Source organism: Halobacteriovorax sp. CON-3, assembly GCF_043196995.1.
Lineage (GTDB): Bacteria > Bdellovibrionota > Bacteriovoracia > Bacteriovoracales > Bacteriovoracaceae > Halobacteriovorax_A.
Map to the genome: position 1 here is coordinate 1,499,586 of NZ_JBEBNA010000001.1, position 22,335 is coordinate 1,521,920.

The 22,335-nt window shown below is 36.9% G+C and carries 15 protein-coding genes; all 15 read right to left on the minus strand.

Features of this window, described 5'->3' with window-relative positions; translation table 11 throughout:
• The 15 genes from fliE to ABMA72_RS07110 all read right to left on the minus strand — a co-directional run bounded on the left by fliE (nt 1) and on the right by ABMA72_RS07110 (nt 22,272).
• Nucleotides 1-363 (minus strand): flagellar hook-basal body complex protein FliE, encoded by a 363-nt coding sequence (fliE, locus tag ABMA72_RS07040; protein WP_392857418.1) that lies wholly within the window; start codon nt 361-363, stop codon nt 1-3.
• Between the two features lie 23 nt (nt 364-386).
• The gene (gene flgC / locus ABMA72_RS07045) at nt 387-830 is read right to left on the minus strand and encodes a flagellar basal body rod protein FlgC (RefSeq protein WP_021265925.1); all 444 of its coding nucleotides are present in this window, start codon (nt 828-830) and stop codon (nt 387-389) included.
• 14 nt (nt 831-844) lie between these two features.
• Nucleotides 845-1,252 (minus strand): flagellar basal body rod protein FlgB, encoded by a 408-nt coding sequence (gene flgB / locus ABMA72_RS07050; RefSeq protein WP_021266076.1) that lies wholly within the window; start codon nt 1,250-1,252, stop codon nt 845-847.
• Between the two features lie 9 nt (nt 1,253-1,261).
• Complete coding sequence (locus tag ABMA72_RS07055) at nt 1,262-2,194, minus strand: sigma-54-dependent transcriptional regulator (RefSeq protein ID WP_392857420.1); 933 nt, start codon at nt 2,192-2,194, stop codon at nt 1,262-1,264.
• A 40-nt stretch (nt 2,195-2,234) separates the two neighbouring features.
• Nucleotides 2,235-4,910 carry a tol-pal system YbgF family protein gene (locus ABMA72_RS07060; RefSeq protein ID WP_392857423.1) on the minus strand — a complete coding sequence of 892 codons (2,676 nt, stop codon included), beginning with the start codon at nt 4,908-4,910 and terminating at the stop codon, nt 2,235-2,237.
• 237 nt (nt 4,911-5,147) lie between these two features.
• The gene (locus ABMA72_RS07065) at nt 5,148-6,689 is read right to left on the minus strand and encodes a sigma-54-dependent transcriptional regulator (RefSeq protein ID WP_392857426.1); all 1,542 of its coding nucleotides are present in this window, start codon (nt 6,687-6,689) and stop codon (nt 5,148-5,150) included.
• 153 nt (nt 6,690-6,842) lie between these two features.
• Entirely contained in the window at nt 6,843-7,073 is a 231-nt protein-coding gene (locus tag ABMA72_RS07070; protein ID WP_392857429.1) for a hypothetical protein, read from the minus strand.
• Between the two features lie 187 nt (nt 7,074-7,260).
• Entirely contained in the window at nt 7,261-8,427 is a 1,167-nt protein-coding gene (gene metK, locus ABMA72_RS07075; RefSeq protein WP_392857430.1) for a methionine adenosyltransferase, read from the minus strand.
• A 119-nt stretch (nt 8,428-8,546) separates the two neighbouring features.
• Nucleotides 8,547-10,241 (minus strand): hypothetical protein, encoded by a 1,695-nt coding sequence (locus tag ABMA72_RS07080; RefSeq protein WP_393056631.1) that lies wholly within the window; start codon nt 10,239-10,241, stop codon nt 8,547-8,549.
• The gene (gene murC, locus ABMA72_RS07085) at nt 10,225-11,649 is read right to left on the minus strand and encodes a UDP-N-acetylmuramate--L-alanine ligase (RefSeq protein ID WP_392857434.1); all 1,425 of its coding nucleotides are present in this window, start codon (nt 11,647-11,649) and stop codon (nt 10,225-10,227) included. Before murC ends, ABMA72_RS07080 begins: the two co-directional genes overlap by 17 nt.
• Nucleotides 11,650-11,721: 72 nt before the next feature.
• On the minus strand, nt 11,722-15,558 hold the full coding sequence (locus ABMA72_RS07090; protein ID WP_392857435.1) for a hypothetical protein: 3,837 nt from the start codon (nt 15,556-15,558) through the stop codon (nt 11,722-11,724).
• 23 nt (nt 15,559-15,581) lie between these two features.
• On the minus strand, nt 15,582-17,264 hold the full coding sequence (locus tag ABMA72_RS07095) for a hypothetical protein (RefSeq protein ID WP_392857436.1): 1,683 nt from the start codon (nt 17,262-17,264) through the stop codon (nt 15,582-15,584).
• Nucleotides 17,265-17,350: 86 nt separating this feature from the next.
• Complete coding sequence (locus tag ABMA72_RS07100) at nt 17,351-18,238, minus strand: hypothetical protein (protein ID WP_392857437.1); 888 nt, start codon at nt 18,236-18,238, stop codon at nt 17,351-17,353.
• Entirely contained in the window at nt 18,238-20,889 is a 2,652-nt protein-coding gene (gene ppdK / locus ABMA72_RS07105; protein ID WP_392857440.1) for a pyruvate, phosphate dikinase, read from the minus strand. Before ppdK ends, ABMA72_RS07100 begins: the two co-directional genes overlap by 1 nt.
• A gap of 63 nt (nt 20,890-20,952) precedes the next feature.
• Nucleotides 20,953-22,272, minus strand: coding sequence for a glycine--tRNA ligase (locus ABMA72_RS07110; protein ID WP_392857442.1), 1,320 nt, complete (start codon nt 22,270-22,272; stop codon nt 20,953-20,955).
• Nucleotides 22,273-22,335 lie beyond the last annotated feature (63 nt).

The following is a 22,335-nucleotide window of genomic DNA, read 5'->3' on the forward strand; positions in this document are numbered from 1 at the left end:
CTAGACTTGCATTCTCATTACTTCTTTATAAGCGTCAATTACTTTGTTACGAACTTGGTTCATTGTCTTAAAAGCAATTTCAGCTCTTTCAACAGCTAACATAGTTTCGTGGATATTCTTACTCTCACCACTAACTAACTTCTCAATAGCTGTGTTAGCTTCTTTTTGTAAATTGTTAACATCCATAATCTGATTTGCTAAAAGTTCAGAAAACGACTGACTCTTCTCAGATGGTGCTACTTTAGAGAGCTCATCAAAGCCTTCTAACTTAAATTCTTCCGCGCCACCAGTTGGACTAGTCCACTCGCGCATTTTATGTGAGTTAAAGACGTCATTCATTGTAGTAATATTATTGATCGCCATGATTTAACCCCTTTCCTTTATTCTTAGTTTCCACTTCCAATTTCAAGCGCTTTCATCGCCATACTCTTAGTTGTATTCATTACGTTAATATTCGCTTCATAACTTCTTGAAGCTGAAATCATATCTGCCATCTCTTCCATTACATTGATATTTGGATAGGCAACATACCCTTGCTCATTTGCATCAGGGTGATTTGGTTCATACTTTAGGATTGGTGGTTTATCGCTTGATACAACTTCTGTTGCATGAACAGATTGAGCAACCTCACCCATCTCACCTTCTAAAATATCCGAAAAGCTTTCACGAGCAGGCTCGCTTCCAAAAGCAACTTCTTTCTTACGATATGGACCACCTTCGGCCGTTCTTGTCGTCTGAGCATTTGCAATATTTGAAGAAATCGCTGCCATGCGCTTCTTATTTGCTGCAACACCTGATGAACTAATTTTTAAACTCGTTAGTAAATCCATTATCTCCCCCTACTCTATTTTTCAGAGTTAATTGTATATTTAAGCATCCCTAGTTTCTTATTTAGTAACTTTACCGATGCATCATACAAAATTTTATTTTCTGCCATTTTGGCCATTTCAGCGTCTCTGTCGACAGTATTCCCATCTTCAGAGACGATGCCATTTGGATCATCATAAATTTCAGGTTGAAGATTTTCAAAACCACCATTGCCAACGTCAAAGTGTTTCTCTTCAGAGGTCAACATTTCAAGATTCCCATCGACGTCTAAAGCTCTTGCAAGTGCTTCTTCAAAGTCAACTCGCTTGGCCTTATAACCAGGTGTATCTGCATTAGCGATATTTGAAGTTAAGACCTCATGTCGGATCTGTCTTAAATTCAAAGATGCAGCTAGTGCTTTTAATGTCTTATCCTCAACCCTCATGATGAAACCTTATCTTAAGTTAACAAAGTATGAGTTTCCGTCTCCACGGTACTCATTGATTTTGTTTCTTAGTGTTCTAATTGATACACCAAGAATCTTTGCTGCTTGAGTTCTATTTTCAGAAGTATGGATAAGTGCCTTCTTGATAAGTAGCTTCTCAGCTTCTTTAAGAGACATTAATCTAATTCCTTCTGAATCATCTTCAGAGATAACATTTACTGCTTTCTTCTCACCGATCTCAAGGTGCTCAGCTGAAACTTCATTTCCTTCAAAGTTAGCTAGTGCATTTTCGATAACTGCCTTAAGTTCTTTTACATTGTGAGTCCAGTAGTGAGAAAGAATCTTATTCATTGCTTCTTCTTGAACAGAAACTTCAGCACCACCAAGAGTTGTCTTGATAATATTTTTTGCGATGTACTCTAGGTCACCAACTCTTTCTCTTAGTGGAGTTAGAGTGATTGAGTTAGATGAAATGAAAGTATATAGGCCACGGTAAAAACGACCAGCTCCAACAAGCTTAGAAAGGTTCTTAGTTGTTGTTGCAACCATTCTTACATCAATTTCATAGTCAGTTAGTTCACCAAGGATTTTGTGAAGCTTTTTTTGAAAAGTATCTTCTAGTCCATCTACGTTTACTAGAACAACAGTACCACCATTTGCGTTTTCGAATGCACCTTTAATGAAACGTCCTGTTTCTGGGTCTCTATAACCTAAGATCTCATTCTCAACTTGGTTTGCGTCTGCTGCACAGTCTACAGTTACAAATGGTTTTCCCTGTCTTGTTGAATTTTCATGGATAAAACCAGCTAGTGTCTTCTTACCAACACCTGCTTCACCAACAATAAGAACTGGTGCTTTTGTAACAGCAACGTTGTTTGCAACTTTAAGTGCCTTAACTATTTTAGGATCCTGTCCAAAAATTTCCGCTGTAAACGTATTCATCTGACCTCCTGTCTGTCGTTTGCCCGATCCGTGGGCTAAATTATAGTGTACGTTTTTTTAAGTTAACTAGTGTTAGCTCTGTCCTGGCCAACTCTTTCAGATAATCCTTTGCTTCGCTATCTGAAAGTATTTCATTTAATAACTTTTCACCTGTTGTGAAATCGTTTTGTCTTAGGCTTTCCTTTCCTAATAAAAACTTCACGCGGTTCTTATAAAGTGATTTTTCATAATCGTTTAAGAATGCTCTTGCTTCATCTGATGCAATTTTATTTGCTTTCTTAAATAAGATTTCAATTCTTTGGTAGTTAACTCTTTCTCTTAATCCTTCAACAACAGTATCAGCGATTTGGAATGAGCTTGCGTCTTTTAGAAGAGCTGTTGATACTTTTAAGTACTTATCAAATTTCTTACTCTCATAAATTGACTCAAGGTAAAATTGGATTGAATCAACAAGATCTTTAGCATCAATTGAGTTCGCATTTGCATCACTTGCATAGAATTTTTCGTACTCTTTTTCGGCCTTTGTAAACTCTCCTCTCTTATAGTGAGCAAGAGCTTTGTAAAATGTGATTTTTTCAAATCCTGGGTAGTCTTTTTTTGTACTCGCGATGATGCGATCTACTGAAGTGTAATTTTTTAGCTTTAGATTTCTTAGAATTTGTAGCTCGTTCTTATACAAGTCCAACTTCTTAACTTCCTTGCGAGAAACCCATAAAGGGAAAGTATGAGCAGTTTCCTTTTTGCTCGCTATCATTTTCTCATACATTTTCTGAAATCCGTCCCACAGTGTAAGATTTATATACGATTTCGCGATAATAAACTGAATTTCAGGATCAGCACCGATCTTTGCAAAATAAGTATCTTTGTAAATTTCCCAAGCGCGGATAGCACGGGCAAACTTACCTTCTTCAAAGTTTGTCTTGATAATTCCGTAAACAATTTCGGCTCCATCAGCTTCAAAAACCTTCTTTTCACTAATTTTCATGGCCGCAATTGGTAGTGCAGTCAAGAATGTTAGGGCCTCTTCATATTGCCCATCAACAATGAATGTTCTTAAACGAGTTTGCCACAGAAGCATTTCAAGATCTTTGTTTAGCTTCTTATCAGTTCCCTTATCAAGGAAAACTCTTGTTTCAATATCTTTTGTATCTGGCTTAATCTTTCTAATAGTACGAACACCAACATAACGGATACGTGCCTCTAGACTCACCTCTTGATTCTGAGCTCTGTTGATTGCATTCTTATAAAGCTCTAACACTTCATTCTTTGGACGATCCTGAAGATCAGCAATTAGCGCCATACGTAGTCTTGCCTGAGCAGATTCACTTACGTAAGAGTACTTAGAAATAAAAGTATCATAAATTCTGAATGCTTTCTCATATTGTGATGTTCTAAAGTATGCTTCTGCAGCATTGTAGTAGATCGATGGAAGGTACTCACCTTTAGTCGTTTTAGCGAATGCCTCGTAAGCACCGATCACTTTTTCTTCATCATTTTGTCTTAGATAAGTATACATTTCATAGGCCTTAAGCTTTTGCTTAGAAATGATCTTAACTAAAGTCTTATCTTTGATTAGGTTTTCAACCTTCTCTACTTGATTTAAGTTTGCAAGAGATGAAAGGATATACTCACCCATATACTCTAGTTCTTCGTAATCAAAATTCTCTTTTGCATCACTAAAAAATCTCTTGGCATATTTAAGGGCCTTAACAAAGTCTTTCTTTTCACGGTAGAACTGAACGAGGTATTTGTAGATACCTTTTCTTAGGTCATAAATATCAGTTCTCTCAAGGATATTCGTATACATTGAAACGGCCGTATCAACTGGCTTGATATCACCTTTTTCAAGAGTTTCTCTTAAAAGAGCATTGGCCTTCATGTAGTCATTGTAAGGATTGTAAGACTGTGAAAATTTCTTCTCATAAAGCTTAATCGACTTATACATAAGTCCCCACTTACCTTTTCTATAAAGATTAAGAGTAAGTTGCATATGAGCTTCTTTTTCATTCTTATTGTAATCAAAATTCTTAATTGGAAAGAAGTACTCTGCTGTCTTTCTATTCGTTAGAATTTGTGTTTTTAACTCTGGTGCAAGTGCTTGGTAGTCCCAGATAAAAGAGGCTCCATATCTAAAATCACGATATGGATTCGCTTTCTTAGCAGGAGCCTTTTTAACAACATTTTTTCTAACTATCTTTGGAGCTGGTTTAACAGCTTTAGACTTTTTTACAAACTTTGGTGTCGACTGTTGCGCTGATGCTTCATTCTTCTTTACCAGAGTTGAAATATCTTTGATCGCTGCTTGCTTATTTGTTACTGCACCATCTTTCCAGAAGTCGACAAAGTAAGCACGGTCACGATTCTTATAGAATGAGAAAACTTCTACATTCTTTTTAAGCATTAAAGAGATTGTGAAAACATTATTTCCAGACGTTGGCTCAGTATAAGAGATTCTCTTAATATACTTTGATGAAGAGAAATTCTTCAGCCCATCTTTTACCTTTGAGTAAATATCACCATCTAAAGTCGAGAATGATACCTCTGAGTTAGATTTTGTTACATTAACTAGTTTCTTATCAATAAAGAACTTAACACGTAAGAAGTCATTGTGAGCTTCGGGTGTAACAATTGATGCTGATGCAATATTTAGGAAGGCAGTACTAAAAATAAGTACGATAAAAGATAATAAATTTTTTGAATTAAAATCTATCTTCATTTGGTAGAAACTTCCTGTTTCAAATTTAATAACGTCAATTATTTGGCAATTTCTTCGTCCTAAAGCATGCCGTGAATCTATTTTACAATATTTTGAAATATTTCAAAGGAAAATTTTTCTCATGGGACGTTTTTTCCATGTCAAAGTTTTTACACAACAGGATATTAGGCATTTAAAAAGCCGACTGTGAAAGTCGGCTTAAGTATTGGTGTCATATTGGCTATGTTAAGAAGAAATTTATTGTTGAATATTAACGTCTAAATTTCTCTTCTTCATTTTTTCAATAAGCGTTGTACGATTCATCTGTAGCAGCTTTGAAGCTTGGTTCTTATTACCATTCGTTTTAATAAGGGCCTGCTTAATTAAAGACTCTTCTACTTCATTCATAAAATCTTTTAAATTGATACCATTATCTGGAAGACTGACAAGATCATCAGTATCAATTGTCGAGCGATTAGTAAGAGCTAAAATCTTTGGTGGCAGATCCTGAGGTCTAATTTTATTTCCACCTCTTAAGATAACAAGTCTTTCAATTAAATTTTCTAGTTCACGAACGTTACCAGGCCATTCATAAGACATAAGAATTTCAAAAGTCTCATCATCTAATTCAATATCATTTCTTCCATCGGCACTTACAAAGCGCGATAGGAAGTATGAAATTAAAAGTGGTATATCCTCTCTGCGATCTTTTAATGCAGGAATCTTTATCGGAATAACATTAAGTCTATAGTAAAGGTCTTCTCTGAAGTTACCTTGCTGAACAGAGTCTTCAAGATTTCTGTGTGTTGCTGTAATGATACGTACATCAACTGGAGTTGTTGTTGAAGAACCAACGCGCTCAATTTCTCTTTGTTGGAGAACTCTAAGAAGTTTAACTTGTAAAAGTAGTGGCATATCACCAATTTCATCTAAGAAGATTGATCCACCATCAGCAGCTTCAAAACGTCCCATTCGACTTGATACAGCGCCAGTAAAGGCTCCCTTCTCATGTCCAAAGAGTTCACTTTCTAGAAGCTCACCAGGGATGGCACCACAATTTACATTAACAATTTTATTATGATTACGATTTGAAGATAAGTGAATTGCCTTTGCTACAAGCTCCTTCCCCGTTCCAGAAGGGCCTCCAATTAAGATCGTTGAACTCGAAGCTGCAACTTTCTTTATGCGCTCAAAGATTTTTCTCATTGGCTTAGAGCGGCCGATCATCCCACAAAACATATCATCTTCAGTAGGCATCTCTAGCTTATACTTAGTTCCAAACGAGCGCTTATCACTGGCAGAACTTGTTCCAGCATTAATCTCAAGGCTTTCTCGATATTCAAGCTTATGAACAAGGGCCCTAACCACAAGGTCTTTAAGAGCTTCAAGTTCGAAAGGCTTAGTTAGATAGTGAAAAACACCTTTCTTAGTTGCCGCAATTGCTGTTTCAATAGAGGCAAAGCCTGTCATAGCAATAGAGCTAAAAGTTAGGCCACGCTCTTTTAATAAGTCGATTAGATAGAGTCCATCAGACGAGTTATCTTCAAAGCTAATGTCTGTAATTAAACAAAAGCGATCAACTTGATTCTTAGTAATATGCTCGATTGCAGGTGTTGGAGAAGAGAAACTAATAACTTCTAGATTTATCTTCTTACTTAGATACTTCGTTATCATTGCGGAAAGAGTTTGATCATCTTCCACGACAATAATCACTGGTTTTCTTCCTTGATCGATTTTTACTTCATTTTCTGATTCATCATTTGAGAATGTATCAGTTAGAAAATTAAAATCATTCTTCATGTGTTGTTGCCTCTCATCGTGTGAGGTTAAAAATTGTCCCACTAAAATGGTATCGAATAAATCGTGGACGTGTCAATTTTTTAACACCATGATAAAACTTCCGAAACTAGCATAAATAGCTAATATCACAGGTTTATATATAAATATTAGTGTCTAAAAGTTTCTTACAATATCTAAGAAATAATGAACAACTTTGTCTGGCCCACCGGCCATTATCCAAATAAAGAGGAAGAAGCTTGAGATAGCTGAGCAAAGAGCAAAGAAGATTGGAGGAAGAGTGTAGCCTCTTAACCAATAGTAGTACGCAAAGCGGCCACCAATGATCATAATTGGAATTGACCAGAATGGTGTGTAGCGTAATGTGAACATGAGGAATTCATTCATAGGATAAGTATAGTCGCATTTGAAAAAAAAGAAAGGCTCCTATTACTTTCAATGACTTTCCCATTGGCCTTGAAACAACAAAGCCGGGCTTGAACCCGGCTTGTTGAATATATTCTTTAATTTCATTGCGAAGTGGCCTAGCACCGCAAACAATAGCCCGCCTTAGGGCGGCCAATTTCGCGGATGCTTATAAGCAAAGAGCTTTTAACTTCTCTACGTAAGAAAGCTCTTCCCAAGGGAAGAAACCATCTTTAGTTCTACCAAAGTGCCCGTAAGCAGCAGTTGGAGAATAGATTGGTCTAAGTAGATCAAGTCTTTCGATGATAGCCGCTGGCTTCATATCAAAGATTTGGTTAACAGCATTGTTAATCTTAGCAACGTCTACTTTCTCTGTACCAAAAGTATCAACAAGAAGTGACATTGGCTCAGCAACACCAATTGCATATGCAACTTGTACTAGAGCTTTATCAGCAAGACCTGCAGCAACGATGTGCTTAGCAATTTGTCTTGTTGCATAAGCTGCTGAACGGTCTACCTTAGTTGGATCTTTACCAGAGAATGCTCCACCACCGTGAGCACCGTGACCACCGTAAGTATCAACGATAATCTTTCTACCAGTTAGACCACAGTCCCCCATTGGTCCACCGATAACAAATTTACCAGTTGGGTTAATGAAGTATTTCGTGTTGTTATCAACAAGTGATGCTGGAACAACTTTATTAACAACTTCTTCTCTCACTGCTTCTTGAACTTGTGAAAGAGTCATATTGTCAGAGTGTTGAGTAGAAACAACAATTGCATCGATACGAGATAGCTTACCATCTTCGTACTGTGCAGAAACTTGTGTTTTACCGTCAGCTCTAAGCTCACCTAGAGTTCCATTCTTTCTAACTTCTGAAAGTCTTTCAGCAAGTCTGTGTGAAAGATCAATTGTCATTGGCATGTAGTTATCAGTTTCGTTACAAGCGTAACCAAACATTAGACCCTGGTCACCAGCACCTAATTCTGTATATGTACCTTCACCAACGTTTACACCTTGAGCAATATCTGGTGATTGCTTATCAAGAGCAACCATCACACCACAAGTATTAGCATCAAAACCTTTATCAGAGTGATCGTATCCAATCTCTCTAATTTTATTTCTTACTGTTTCTTGGAAATCGATATTAGCTGTAGAAGTAATCTCACCTGCAAGAACAACTAGACCTGTTGTGATCATAGTTTCACAAGCAACACGAGATTTTGGATCTTGTTCTAACATCGCATCAAGTACCGCATCACTGATTTGATCCGCAATTTTATCAGGGTGCCCTTCTGTTACTGATTCAGAAGTGAATGTAAAATCTTTTAGCACTGCCTCATCTCCTAGCTATAAATAATTAATACACTAATAATTGTATGAATATACTGCTATTAGCGCGTTTTAACAACTAGTTTCAACTACTATTTTCAATAGCTTATACTCAATAAAAATTAGTAATCATCGTTCTTTACGAAGTATTTGAAATAATGAGGATTACGGTATTGATAGAACTTACCGCTTTTGGCCGAATGTACATAAACTTTATTTTTATAGCGATATACATCGTAATTATGTTCACCACTATCTTTAAAAGAATATAAGTAGTTCAAGTTCTTTCGAGTAAGCAATGTTTTTAATCGCTTCGTATTGTGAATCAAAGGCCCCGGACGCTCTTCCATACTAGAGTACTCATCCCACAAAGAAGACATATCCATTCTTCCAAGCATTGAAGCTCTTGAGAAGTAACGTGTTGCCTTGAAGTCTTTATCTGGATTATGTAATTCATCCAAAATCATTTTTAAGTTCTTACGCATTAACTTTCGTGCAGACTTTGATTGGTCAGGACAAAAGATTCCCTTCGAAGCAGGAATAAAAAAGTATGTAAATGAAAACTGGCCTCTTTTAAAGAGTACATTAAGCCACGGATACTTTTCAGTATTCTTTACACCTGCTTTAACAAGAGATTGATAGAATGGTTCATCACTTTCAATCGTATTATAGCCAGGATTTGTCACTCGATTAATTACAACCTTGGCCACATCTCTTCTTTCACTTCCATAGTTATCATCGAGGCGTCCAACTTCATGAATCAAAATCGTTTCAAGTGCATATAGCTTGCGATAAATCTCTTTTTGTCTTTTCCAAAATTTATAAACCAAGGCCTCTTTGTCATAGATATACTGGCTTAAGGCGTAGCGGGCCTGATTCTTATCTTCGAAGATTTTCTTTAAGATATCATCTTTTGTTTTACTCTTATTAAGTAGGTCAACGTAATAGTCTTCACGTTCAATGATCTTTTTTTGCCAGTACTTTGTTCTTGCATAAGTCTTCTTATGACCTTTCCTTAAGACCCCATCAAGACGAGAAATTAAATCAGAAATATCATAACGAAGATCTTCAGTTAAGAATGGTTGGTCAAAGCCAACAATACGTAAGTAGACAGAGTCAATCAGAGAGCGAAGACTTAAATCAGAGCGGCCTTTTTTTGGATCAACACTTCCGTCTTCAACAATTTTTCTCAGTAAGTATGCAGAGTTTGACTTCTGTTTTCCTTCTGCTGTTTCTAGGTCCTTAACCTTGTCGTACTCACTTCTTAAATGTAGGTGATCAACAGGGAAGTTAAAAGACTGTAAGAAAAAAAGGCTATTTAGATATCTTTCAAGATCTTTGAGAAATTGTTTGATCTCTTTTTTTGATTCAAGGGCCACGTGAGACTTAGCCTTTAGATCCTTGATATAGCGATACTTATAATTGTGACGCATGGCCTTTTCAAATTGACTTTGGATCTGACGATTGCGGGCCAGGACATTTCTAAAAGAGCGCATTTTAGAAAGGCGTTCATTAACACCTTTAATCCACTCTCTCTTCTTTTTCATTAAAGGAACGTATTCTTTGATTGTTCCTTCATCGAGATCTCCACTTAATTGAAAAGGAATAAAGATTCCATTCCCTAAGAAATTCTTATAAAGCTTTTGAGACTCGTTATAAATTTTCATCGAGCACGTCGTTTTATACTGCTTGCGATGAAGCTTCATATACTCATTGATCACTTGTGCATCTGATAAGTTCTTTGCGTGAGCAAACTGCCCAGAGAAACTTGTAAAAGCGATGAAGAATGGAAGAGTTGTCTTAAAGTGTTTTAACAAACTCGCTACTCCATAAACCTAGACAAGAACTATTACTCATAACAAGCTGAACACTCTGCTCACTGCTATTTTCTTTTATTAACGTAATCAAAGGTTCTAACTCTGTTACAATATTAGTTCTTATTCCACTTTTTTCTAAGTCAGACTTTAGTTTATCAACATCAAGATCACCTTGGCCCTTTGCCGTTGTAGGACGTGATGGTTTGATAATTGTTGCACTGGCCGCGCCTTTTAAAGAGTCCGCAAATCTTTCTTGGAAAAGATCACTTCGTGCAGTTGCTGAGCCTGGTTCAAGATAAGCATGTATTTTCTTTCCTGGATATTTCAAAGAAATTGCATGCAAAGTTTCTTGGACGGCAGTTGGATGGTGAGCAAAGTCATCAATAATAGGCGAAGAATTGAACTCACCTTTTACTTCCTGCCTTCTTTGCACCATTCTAAGATCTAAGATGCCGGCCTGAATTTCTTCTGGAGTCTTTCCAGCTTTTAAAGCGACAATAATAACTGACGCTAAATTAAGAATATTATGATGGCCCATTAGGTTTGTTTTAAACTCATGCTCACCAACTGAACATTTCATTGAAAACGAAGTCAGGCCATTATCGACATTAATGATTTTTACATTTTCACGATCATACTCTGACCAAGACTTATCCGTGACCTTTAGATCATTGATACTTTGCCACTCTGAGCAAGCTATCACTTCGTCGACACTTGGAAGAATTGCTTTAAACTCATTTTTAATATCTTCAATTGACTCAAAAATATCAGCATGGTCAAACTCAAGTGATGTGATAATTAATTTATTGATATAGTAAGAGCGAAACTTTGAGAATTTTTCAAAGTATGCAGAATCGTATTCGTCAGATTCAATAAAGAAGTAATCACCTTTTCCCACTCTAGCAGGTGGACGCTCATCCATTACCCCACCAATTAGATAACCAGGTTCCATTCCTAGTTTTTCAAAAAGTTGAACACCAAAGTATGTTGTTGTTGTCTTTCCATGAGTTCCAGAAATACCAACAACGGTTTTATCTTTTAAAACTAAGGCTCCTATTGCCGCCGGAAATGAACAAAATGGAAGGCCACTTTCTTCAATAAATTTTGCATCATCAGAATTTCTTGCGACGACATTTCCTACAACGATTAAATCGTAGTCTTTAATAATCTCTTCAATATTGTGTTCTTCAAATTTATAAACATCAATACCCGAGTTATCTAGATAGGTACTCATTGGTGGATAGAACATGCGATCCGCACCAGCGACCTCAAACCCAGCTTCCTTAAGAAGGCATGCAGCCGCTCCCATTCCCGTCCCGCAAATACGGTAAAAGAACACCTTTTTAAATTTATTTGATTCTTTCAATGCAGATAGTGCATTTATATCTTTGTAATTTTCTAAATTCATAACTTACCCTTTATCCGTCAATTTTAACCGTTTTTCGGACAAAGGGTAAGGGTAAATATTATGATCAACTAATTACTGTTGAGATAAGAACATCTTAATTACATCCTTACAAGTCTTGGTAGAATTTGTTGGCGTGATACCGGTTGGATCAATTTGTTTCCACCACTCAAGCGTTGCTCTAACTTTGTAATCACTATCGGCCTGCACCGCTGATCTTTCAAGCTCTGTTTCTTTAAGAAGACGTCCTATTTTTTCTTCTACTGAATCCTGAATTGCTTCAATATCTCCTGCTGGTTCAATTGAAATAATCTCATCAGGGAAGACGATCAGTGGGATCATTTCTTCTAGTTCATTATAATTTGAAACAAGATTTAATAAGCTTCTATTTTGAGACATCTTTAATGCCGCTATTTTTTGGCCGTGGTATTCACTAGCAAAATTATCCGCAACAGAAAGAACTGATCCCGATAAATAAGGAGAACCTAATGGCTCAACACTATGCCCTTTGAAAACACCAGCAAGAGACTGAAACTCAACTGGCATATGTACACCTGCTTTCTTGCTAATTTTCTTATCAAAGTAGGTTTTTAACGAACGCAGTCTTCTCGTGTAACTCCCCTGGTTCTTTGTTAGAAGCTTGGCCATTAAGAAGTGGCCACCATCATTGGACTCACGAACAAGGTCATCTCCTAAGCCTCTAAAGCTCACAAAGAAGTCATCACTAGGATTTTCAATTTCCTTTACCCATCTTTGCCATGCTGCAATCTCAGTTGGCTCCATTTGTTCCCATGGCATATACGCTTCAATTAACTCGGCCACTTTTTTGCGATTATTAGAAGCAATATAATCATCTAGTTTGAGATCTTGCGCCTCAAGCGCCTTATGAAGAGCTTTCCATTGTTTAGCTAAACCATTACGAATCGTTTTTTCAGCACGTACCTTCTTCTTAAGATTATTTGCAATCTTTGCTGCATGTGCCTTTCTAATTTCTGCATATTGTTCAATTTTACTAAGTGCTGCATCTGCATTTCCGGCAAATTTACTTCTCATTAGATTAGATAATTTATCCATTGCATCCACTTCTGCTCGTGCTAAGAACTCACGAGAACGCATTGATCCATGTTTTGCATTTAAAGCGGCTTCGGCCCAAAAAACGGGATGCTTTAAAAAGTCATCTCCACGTGTAATTTGATTCACGTGAATGGCCTCTTCTAAGAGGACAAGTGGATTATTATACCCTTCTTCCGTAAGGCGCACCTTTACAAGAAGTCCCTTCTCAGGATCAATATCTGGAACAATTTCAGCAAGCTTTCCATCTTCAAGAGTCGCATTCTTTTCAACAACAACTTCAAAGCTATAATTTGTTTGTGTAATTTGATTTGCCCTTTTAATCATTTCATTGAACATCTCAACTGGATCTTTATTAAATTGTGCTTTGAATTTTGTGTGTGAGTCAAAATCAACTAATAAGTCTTTTGTCGCCTGATCCGGTTTAAAGAATGAAAGATGGCAGAATTTTTCATCAACACAAACATCTGAGTTATTAACAGTTGGTAAGAAATTAAATTTTAAATTACCGTTATAAGTAACTTGGGCATCAAGACCAGCTTGTTTAAATGCTGATTGTGAATAAAGATTTACAAGGAAGTCACTATCAAGACCTACGTATTTTGGAATTGTAACATATTCCTCAGAAGGAGGTCCTCTTATGAAATTGATTTCACAAAATTTAGAAACCTTTGCAATTTCATTTTCAAAATCTTTAGCAGCTTCTTTATACTGATCCACTAATTCTTGTGTGTCAGCATGAATATTAATAATAATCTTATCAGTTTTTGGGTGCCACTTTCCGTCGACAAATTCTTTATCAACAGAAATCTTAGGCATATGCCCAAATTCTTCTAATTTCCTTAGAACATAACTCGAGACCTCAGAAGACTCTGTAATTCTCTTTGTAAAATAGTTGTCGCTAAAATTATCAACAGAATCTACTGCCGCTTGAATCTCCGCCTCAGAGACATTCTTACTATCCTTTAGCATAGAGAAAATATAGTATTTTAGAGTGTTGGCCTTATTTCCAAGTACTTTATCGATTGTACTTCTTAGAATTCCAATATGGTTATCAGCAGTATTTACACCTTGTGGAATCCCAACCTTATCTCTATCAAGCATTGCATAGAGAAGTTTATTAAGAGAGTTTCTTCTTTTAGCTCCAGTTGCAGAAGCAAGAGTCTCACCTTCAGACTTAAGAACATCTGATATTAGTAGATAGGCTTGAAGATCGTCATCTTGGCCATTTAATATTTTTCTTAAGTGACTTACTTCAACTTCGACAAAATCAGAATGACTTGAACTTTCTTCTAACCACTCATTTGTTTCAATAAATGGAGAATATACATGATCAACAGTACCACCAACTTTGGCACCATCAATATCCATAATTGTTCCACGAAGCTTCTTACTCTCACCATCTAAACGCGTATGTGAAGGGATAACAAGATCACCTACACTATACCCTTTCTCTGGGAATGCTCCAGCTGTTCCAATATATGTAATATTCTTATGACCTGTATTTTTCAGTGCCTTTGCAAGTGGCGAAATTTCATCTCCCCAACTATTTGCAACAACACGCCATACAACGTCTTCTCCTTCAGAGTTTTTAAAGACAATGTCTGACATCGAAATAACATAATTATCATAGTCATATTTCTTAAACTCAAAGGGCTCAATTCCTTTGCCCTTGATTGTCTTTTCTAGCTTCGTAAAGGCCGTTTCAATATCTTTTTTATTTTTGAAAATATCGTATTTCTTGATATCTCCATCGGCCATGAGATCTTTAAAAGAATCTTTTAACTTATCTGAGATGTGAGATAGAACCAAGTCTGGCTCGTCATCGTATAGGTTTTTAAGAGCACGAACTTTCCACAGCGTTTCAAAAGTTCTCTCAATAGCACCTTTCTGTCCGATAATGACTCTTTCAGACTTTGGTAGGTGTCTAAAAATTCCAGAGAGCTCATCTTCCATCATCTTATGAGTGTCATCAAGATCACCAAAGATACGAACCTTATTTGTTACTGTATGTCCTCTCTTAGATAGACCAAATTGTAGCATTAGGTGATTTAGTCGATCTTTTCCACCGATTGCTGTAATCGCATAACGATAAGTAGACTCACCAGGGTATTGAACGGCATAGATTTTATTGTAATTATTTGCAAATGGACGAATTTCTTTAAGTATCTGACCACCATTGGCCTGTAGATTCTTTAAGAACTCTCTAGAGTTTTCAAGGTGAAATTCAACATCACGATTACTTTCAACTGCTTCCCAGAAAACAGCACGTGTCGTACGATTTGAAATATAGTGATCAGCATCTAATGTCAGCTCACCATTTTTAATTCCTTGATCAGGAAGAGTAAACTCAGACCTTGGTTCTACTTTAGTAATAGCAGAGTCATCTTTTGGTTTTATTTTAGAATCAAGAAGAGTAAAACCTTCATTTAATTTATTTTTAAAGAAGTTATAACCCCACTCATAACTAGCCTTTGTCCCAGAAGGCTTCTTACCTAGACGATCTTTTAAGATATCATAAATAATTGCATCGTATTTCTTTGCATCAAAAATTCGAGAGTCAGTTGAGTACTTATCAATAATATAATCAAGCTCAACTTTCTTAAGTTCTCCTAGTGCTTCATCATCAATCTTCTTACCAAAATTATTGATATATTCACCGATATAGTAATCGAGTTTATCAACAGCTAGTAACGTCTCTAAACGTTCCATATCAGCAACGGAAGCAGGTGCTCGAGTGCTGAAGTATGAATACTCAGAACGATCTACTTGCGAATACTGTGTAAGAACAGTAAGTGTTAGAAGTAAGACGGAAAGTAAACCAAATGCTTTCTTATGCATGAATTCCTCTTTTATTGCCTCTTTTACTGTAAGAAGCTCTTAATAGCGTATAAACAATTATTAATTTTAGGCATTTCATCGATCACTTTAACTTTCCCCTTACTAGAAGAAGAAAACTTATTCTTTAAATTACTAAAGAAGTTACTAATCTTCTTTGCAATTCCGACATTCTCATTAGTTGCCCCAGTTAAGTTTGTTTTTAATTTTGGAACAAGATATGCCTTTTCATAATCATTAAATTCACTTGAACGAGAAAGGATTTCATCAGCGATTCCCGGACCTTGTGCATCTCCATAAATCCTAACCATTTCTTTCTTAAGGCCATCATGAAGTGCATCTTTGATTGCTGAACGATTAACCTTTTCCATATAGTCTTCATCATAGAAGCCGACCATTTCATCAGGAAACGTAATTAATGGTGCTAAGTATTCCATCTCAGATTTAAACCCAGACATTTGATTAAACATCAGAAGTTCTGGATCAATTAAGAATGCCCCCATGGCCCCTTTAGCGTCGGCAACTGTTTTGTCATCCGCTATTGAAAATCCAAAGGTATAACCTGTATCAAAGTTTGAAGTGAACGAAAGGAATGGACTTCCCTGCGCTTCAATAGAGTGTTGCCTAAGCATTGTTGTTAGGCGTGCAGTTTCAACAAATTTAGAATCTGTATTACTTGGATTAGAAGCAATTTTCTTTCCATACATTGTTTGAAGAGAGCGAAGTCTACGATTATAAGTTCCTTGATTTCGAGTTAAGATAGTAGACATCGAACCAAGGTTTGCTTTCTTTACAGCATCTTCATACTCAAGCTCTTGGCCATCAACAATCTGAGGAAATAAGCGGTCACCGTATGTTCCACGGTAAACCAGAACCTTATCTTTTGCAGGAATTGGGTTTCTCATGCGCTTAAGAATATGATTCCAATATGAATCTTCAATTGGAGTCATCTGTTCCCAAGGAAGATATTTCTCTAAAAGATCTGCAACACCTTTGCGATCATTATTTTGAATTAATACCTTTAACTGATGATTCTCAGCAGCTTTATCAAGTGTGGCCATTGCACTCTTACGAGCTGTTTCTTTGGCCTTCATTTCTTTTTTTACAACCTTAAAATCGCTTTCTAGTTCAGAGATACCTTCTTCAATAATTTTGCGATCTTCATCATAAATTGCAGAATCACCTAATGCCTTCATCTTTAAATTTTCTAAGGCAATCTTTGCACGAAGATCACCTGCTTTAGCATTGTGAGCAATTTCAAAGAATGAATAGATATTTACAATATTCTTCCTTTCATTAATTTCAGAAAGAAAGTTGAAGAGTAAACTTTTAGATGACTTAGTCATGGCCTCATCATTTGTCGAACGAATAACTTTTAAGACATGAACACCATTACCTTCAATTGTTGTATCAATTGCAAAAGCCTGTCCCTCTGGAAGCTCCATTGACTCTAGCGAGATCATAACTGCCCTCGTTTCACTCGAGTCATAAGCTCGTTTTTGAAGATTAACATTATAATGTGCAACTAACTCTTCGAGATTTCGGTCAAATAGATCAGGTGCTTCTGTAATCGTATTCAAATAAAGCGCCGGTTGATTATCAACCTGGTCTTCGATACTAGAAATTGATCTTTTCGTTTGCTGGCAAGAAACCAGTAAGAACGAAAGTACTAAAAATAATAATTGAAATCGCTTAAGGACGAGTCCCATTTTTCATCTCCGATAAAATACTTGATATTTATCGGCAATTATTAACAATTTCTTAATTTAAGGTGTAAGACAAAGAGTAAAATCAATCACTTACAAAAGAAAGTATTTGCAATTTCCTTTCGTATTTCGCTCAATTTCTTTCGATCATACCAATATTTAATGACCTCATTTGCTAGAATCACGACACCTTTTTGTGAATGGGGCTCGATCCAAATTGATGTCCCAGTAAAACCAAGATGACCAAAAGTATCTTTATTGGAACACTTACCAGCAAGAGAAGTTTCAGGGTTTGTCACGCTATCCCAACCATTAATAAATCGCTGATCGCTTTCACGCTTCGTTTTACTAATTAACTGGTATTCACCATTTGCTTTTAAGAGTGTTTTACAAACACCATCAATTGTTCCAAAAAGTCCTGCATGAGAAACTTTCTCAGCGATAACAAAGGCGTTATCATCGTGCACTTCTCCATCGATGATCTCTCTATTTCTACGGCCAGTAGGAACACAAACCTCATCTTCAATATCTAGCCAGTGCTTAATCTCTTCATCCCACATTGGTGAGACAAGATCATAGAGCCCATGCTTCTTTTCAATTTCAAGCTGAAGCCTTAGAGCACTGAAGTCAGAATAAAGAGTCTCACTTTCTTTAACTGGATAAGAAAGAATTTGTTCTCGCCAATTATCGAAAGAAAGCCTTCCCCAAGAGTTTAATCCACCTCGATGATTTAAAAGAAGCTTCATCTCTTCAGAAAATATTTCAGGTTTATTTAAATAGGCAAAACCAAGTGTTAACGGCTTTGTCAGAGAAGCAAGATCAAAGTAAACTCTTTGACCTTTTAAAAAAGGATTTTCAAAAAATGAAAATGATTCATAAGATTCATTTTTAAAATCAATATAGGCAAAAGCAAGGCAGTTAAAATTATAACTGCCAAACTCTGCTTTTATTTTTTTTGTTAATTCTTCTATCGACATTACTTGTTACGAATTACGGCCTGAGCAGCTGCCAGACGAGCGATAGGCACTCGATAAGGCGAACAAGATACATAGTCTAATCCAATTCGATGACAGAAGTCGATTGACTGAGGCTCACCTCCGTGCTCACCACAAATTCCAACGTGAATTTCTTTGTTAGCACTTCGTCCTTGCTCAGTTGCAAACTTAACAAGATAACCAACACCTTCTTGATCAAGTGAAACAAATGGATCATTTGGAAGAACTGATTTTGAAATATACTCAGTTAAGAAACGTCCAGCATCATCACGAGAAAGACCAAAAGTTGTCTGAGTTAAGTCATTTGTTCCAAACGAGAAGAAGTCTGCATGATCAGCAATCTCTGCAGCAGTAATCGCTGCACGTGGAAGCTCAATCATTGTTCCTAGCTTGTACTTAAATTCCTTATCACCTTTTGTCTTATCAATTGTTGCCTCTAAGATTTCTCTAAGAATTGATAATTCTTTAGCTGTTGCTACAAGAGGAACCATAATCTCAGGTCTCACATCAATGCCTTCGGCAAGAGATTCTAGAGCAGCTTGAGTAATAGCAGTAACCTGCATTGTATAGATCTCAGGATAAGTGATACCTAAACGACAACCACGGTGACCAAGCATTGGATTGAACTCGTGAAGTCTTTCACATCCATCTTCAATAGTTTTTACTTCTACATCAATATACTCAGCAAGTTCTTTTTTCTCTTCATCAGAATGAGGTAAGAACTCGTGTAAAGGCGGATCAAGAAGTCTGATATTAACAGGCATACCATCAAGGGCCTTAAAGATTCCCTTAAAGTCTTCTTTCTGATACGGAAGAAGTTTTGCAAGTGCCTTTTCTCTTTGAATCGTTGAATCAGCAAAGATCATCTCACGAACAGCAAGGATTCTTTCTGGCTCAAAGAACATATGTTCTGTACGACAAAGACCAATACCTTCTGCACCAAACTTTACGGCCGTTTCACTATCTTCAGGGTTATCAGCATTAGTACGAACTTTTAGCGTTCTAATCTCATCTGCCCAAGACATGAACTCAGCAAAGTCAGCATTGATTTCAGCATCAAGAGTTGGTACTTCACCTTCAATAACTTCACCTGTTCCACCATCAAGTGTAATGAAGTCACCTTCAACATATTTTTTATCGCCAACAATCATTGTACGATTTTTACTATCAACTAAAATTTCAGAACATCCTGCAACACATGGTTTCCCCATTCCACGAGCAACAACGGCCGCGTGAGAGGTCATCCCACCACGTGCAGTTAGAATCGCTTGAGCTGCTGCCATTCCCGCAATATCTTCAGGAGAAGTTTCCTGGCGAACAAGAATAACTTTCACCCCATTTTCATGCATACTAGTTGCATCGTCTGAGTGGAAAACAATTTTCCCAGCACCTGCACCAGGAGAAGCTGGAAGACCTTTAGCGATAATATTCTTCGTTGCATCTGGATCAAGTCTTGGGTGAAGAAGTTGATTTAGTGCTTCAGGATCGATTTGCATAATTGCTTCTTCCTTCGTCACAATCCCTTCTTTCTCAAGATCAACAGCAATCTTTAAAGCGGCAGCTGCTGTTCTCTTTCCATTACGAGTTTGTAGTAGATAAAGCTTATCTGCTTCAATCGTAAACTCGATATCTTGCATATCTTTGTAATGTTTCTCTAGTTGCTGATAAAGATCTGTAAGTTCAGCAAATGCCTTAGGCATATATTCTTCAAGAGTTTTTTCATTTCTATTTGAATCATTCTTTGAACATTCATTAATTGGTGCCGGTGTTCTAATCCCTGCAACAACGTCTTCACCTTGAGCATTAACAAGATACTCACCAAAGAATTTCTTATCTCCAGTCGATGGATCACGAGTGAAACAAACACCTGTTGCACAGTCATCACCCATATTACCAAAAACCATGGCCTGTACATTTACTGCAGTTCCCCAGTCTCCAGGAATATTATTCAGCTGACGATATTTAATTGCTCGTGGGTTATTCCAAGAACCAAAGACGGCCTCAATTGCTAGCCATAATTGTTCCATTGGATCAGTAGGAAATTGCTTTCCAGTTTCTTGAGCAATAATTTGCTTATAAACCTTAACTAAGTTTTTAAAGTCTTTTGCATCTAATTTTGTATCAGAATCAACGCCCTTTGCTTCTTTTAAGTCTTCTAGAGTTGACTCAAGAAGAGAGTGGCTCATTCCCATAACAACATTGGCATACATCTGAATGAATCTTCTATATGAATCCCAAGCAAATCTTTCATTATCAGATTTCTTTGCAAGGGCCTCTACTGTTTCATCATTTAAACCTAAGTTAAGAACAGTATCCATCATCCCAGGCATTGAGACTCTTGCTCCAGAACGAACAGAGAAAAGAAGTGGATTCTCTCCACCACCAAATGTTTTCTCAGTTGATGACTCGACTAGTTTTAAGGCCTCAACAACTTGTGACTTAATTTCTTCATTTATAGTGTTTGCTTTTTGATAATCGATACAGGCTTCAGTTGTTACTGTAAAACCTGGAGGGACTGGTAATCCAAGAGCAGACATTTCAGCTAGGTTGGCACCTTTACCACCTAGAAGATTTTTCATGCTTCTATTACCTTCAGTTTTTTCTTTTGAAAACGAGTAAACCCATTTACTCATAACTGCGCTCCTTGCTTAGTATAGAAAAAAGGCCACGAATCTGTGGCCTTTCAAAAAAATATTTTAAATGTAGATTCTATCTCTTAAATAGTTTTTAACTTGATCGAGGGCGATACGCTCTTGATTCATGGAATCTCTGTCACGAATTGTAACAGCGTTATCATCTAATGAATCGAAGTCAAAAGTGATACAGAACGGAGTTCCAATCTCATCTTGACGACGGTAGCGCTTACCAATTGATCCTGCTACATCGTATTCAGCAGCAAATTCTTGCTGAAGTTCATTAAATAGTTTTGTTGCTGGCTCATTTAACTTCTTTGTTAATGGAAGAACAGCAACTTTAACAGGAGCAAGAGATGGGTGGAACTTCATTACCACTCTTTCATTCTCTTTATCACCTTCGTTTTCAATTCTAAAAGCATCACACATAATTGCTAGAAGTGAACGATCACAACCAACAGATGTTTCTAGAACGTATGGAAGGAATTTTTTATTCCCATCCTGTAGATCAGTATACTTTAAGTTCTTCCCTGAGAACTCTTCGTGTTGACGTAGATCGAAGTCTGTTCTTGAGTGGATCCCTTCCATCTCATCCCAACCATGTGGAAATTTATACTCAATATCTTCCGCAGCATCAGCGTAGTGAGCAAGCTCATCTCCTAAGTGTGGATGCCATCTTAAGTTTTCAGGACGTAGTCCATTTGATAAGTGCCAATTCCAACGAATCTCTTTCCACTGCTCCATGGCCTCCATTTGAGTACCTGGCTTAATGAAATATTGCATTTCCATTTGTTCAAATTCACGAGTTCTAAAAATAAAGTTACCTGGAGTAATTTCATTTCTAAACGCTTTACCAATTTGAGCAATACCAAATGGTAGCTTCTTTCTCATTGTTGATTGTACATTTAGGAAGTTTACGAAGATCCCCTGAGCTGTTTCAGGTCTTAGGTAAACTTTAGCTGATGAGTCTTCTACTGGACCCATTTGCGTATTAAACATTAGGTTAAAGTCACGTGGTTCAGTGAACTCACCTACTGCTCCACAGTTTTGACATGGAGCTGATGTATCAATTTTATCTTCGCGGAAACGTGACTTACATTGCTTACAATCAACCATAGGATCATTGAAGCCATCAACGTGACCTGAAGCTTTCCAAACTTGTGGGTGCATGAAGATCGAAGCATCAACACCAACGATATCTGAACGTAAAGTCATGGCCTTCCACCACTTATTCTTTAAGTTTCTTTTTAACTCAATTCCGTATGGGCCGTAATCCCAACAAGAAGATAGACCGCCATAAATTTCCGAACTTTGGAAAATAAATCCACGGCGTTTAGCTAGACTAACAATTTGCTGCATGTCCTTAATATTACTTTCTGACACAATGCCCCCTACTATGGTAAATAATTGCACAAAGTATACCTTTTGAAATGCCGAACGGCTAAT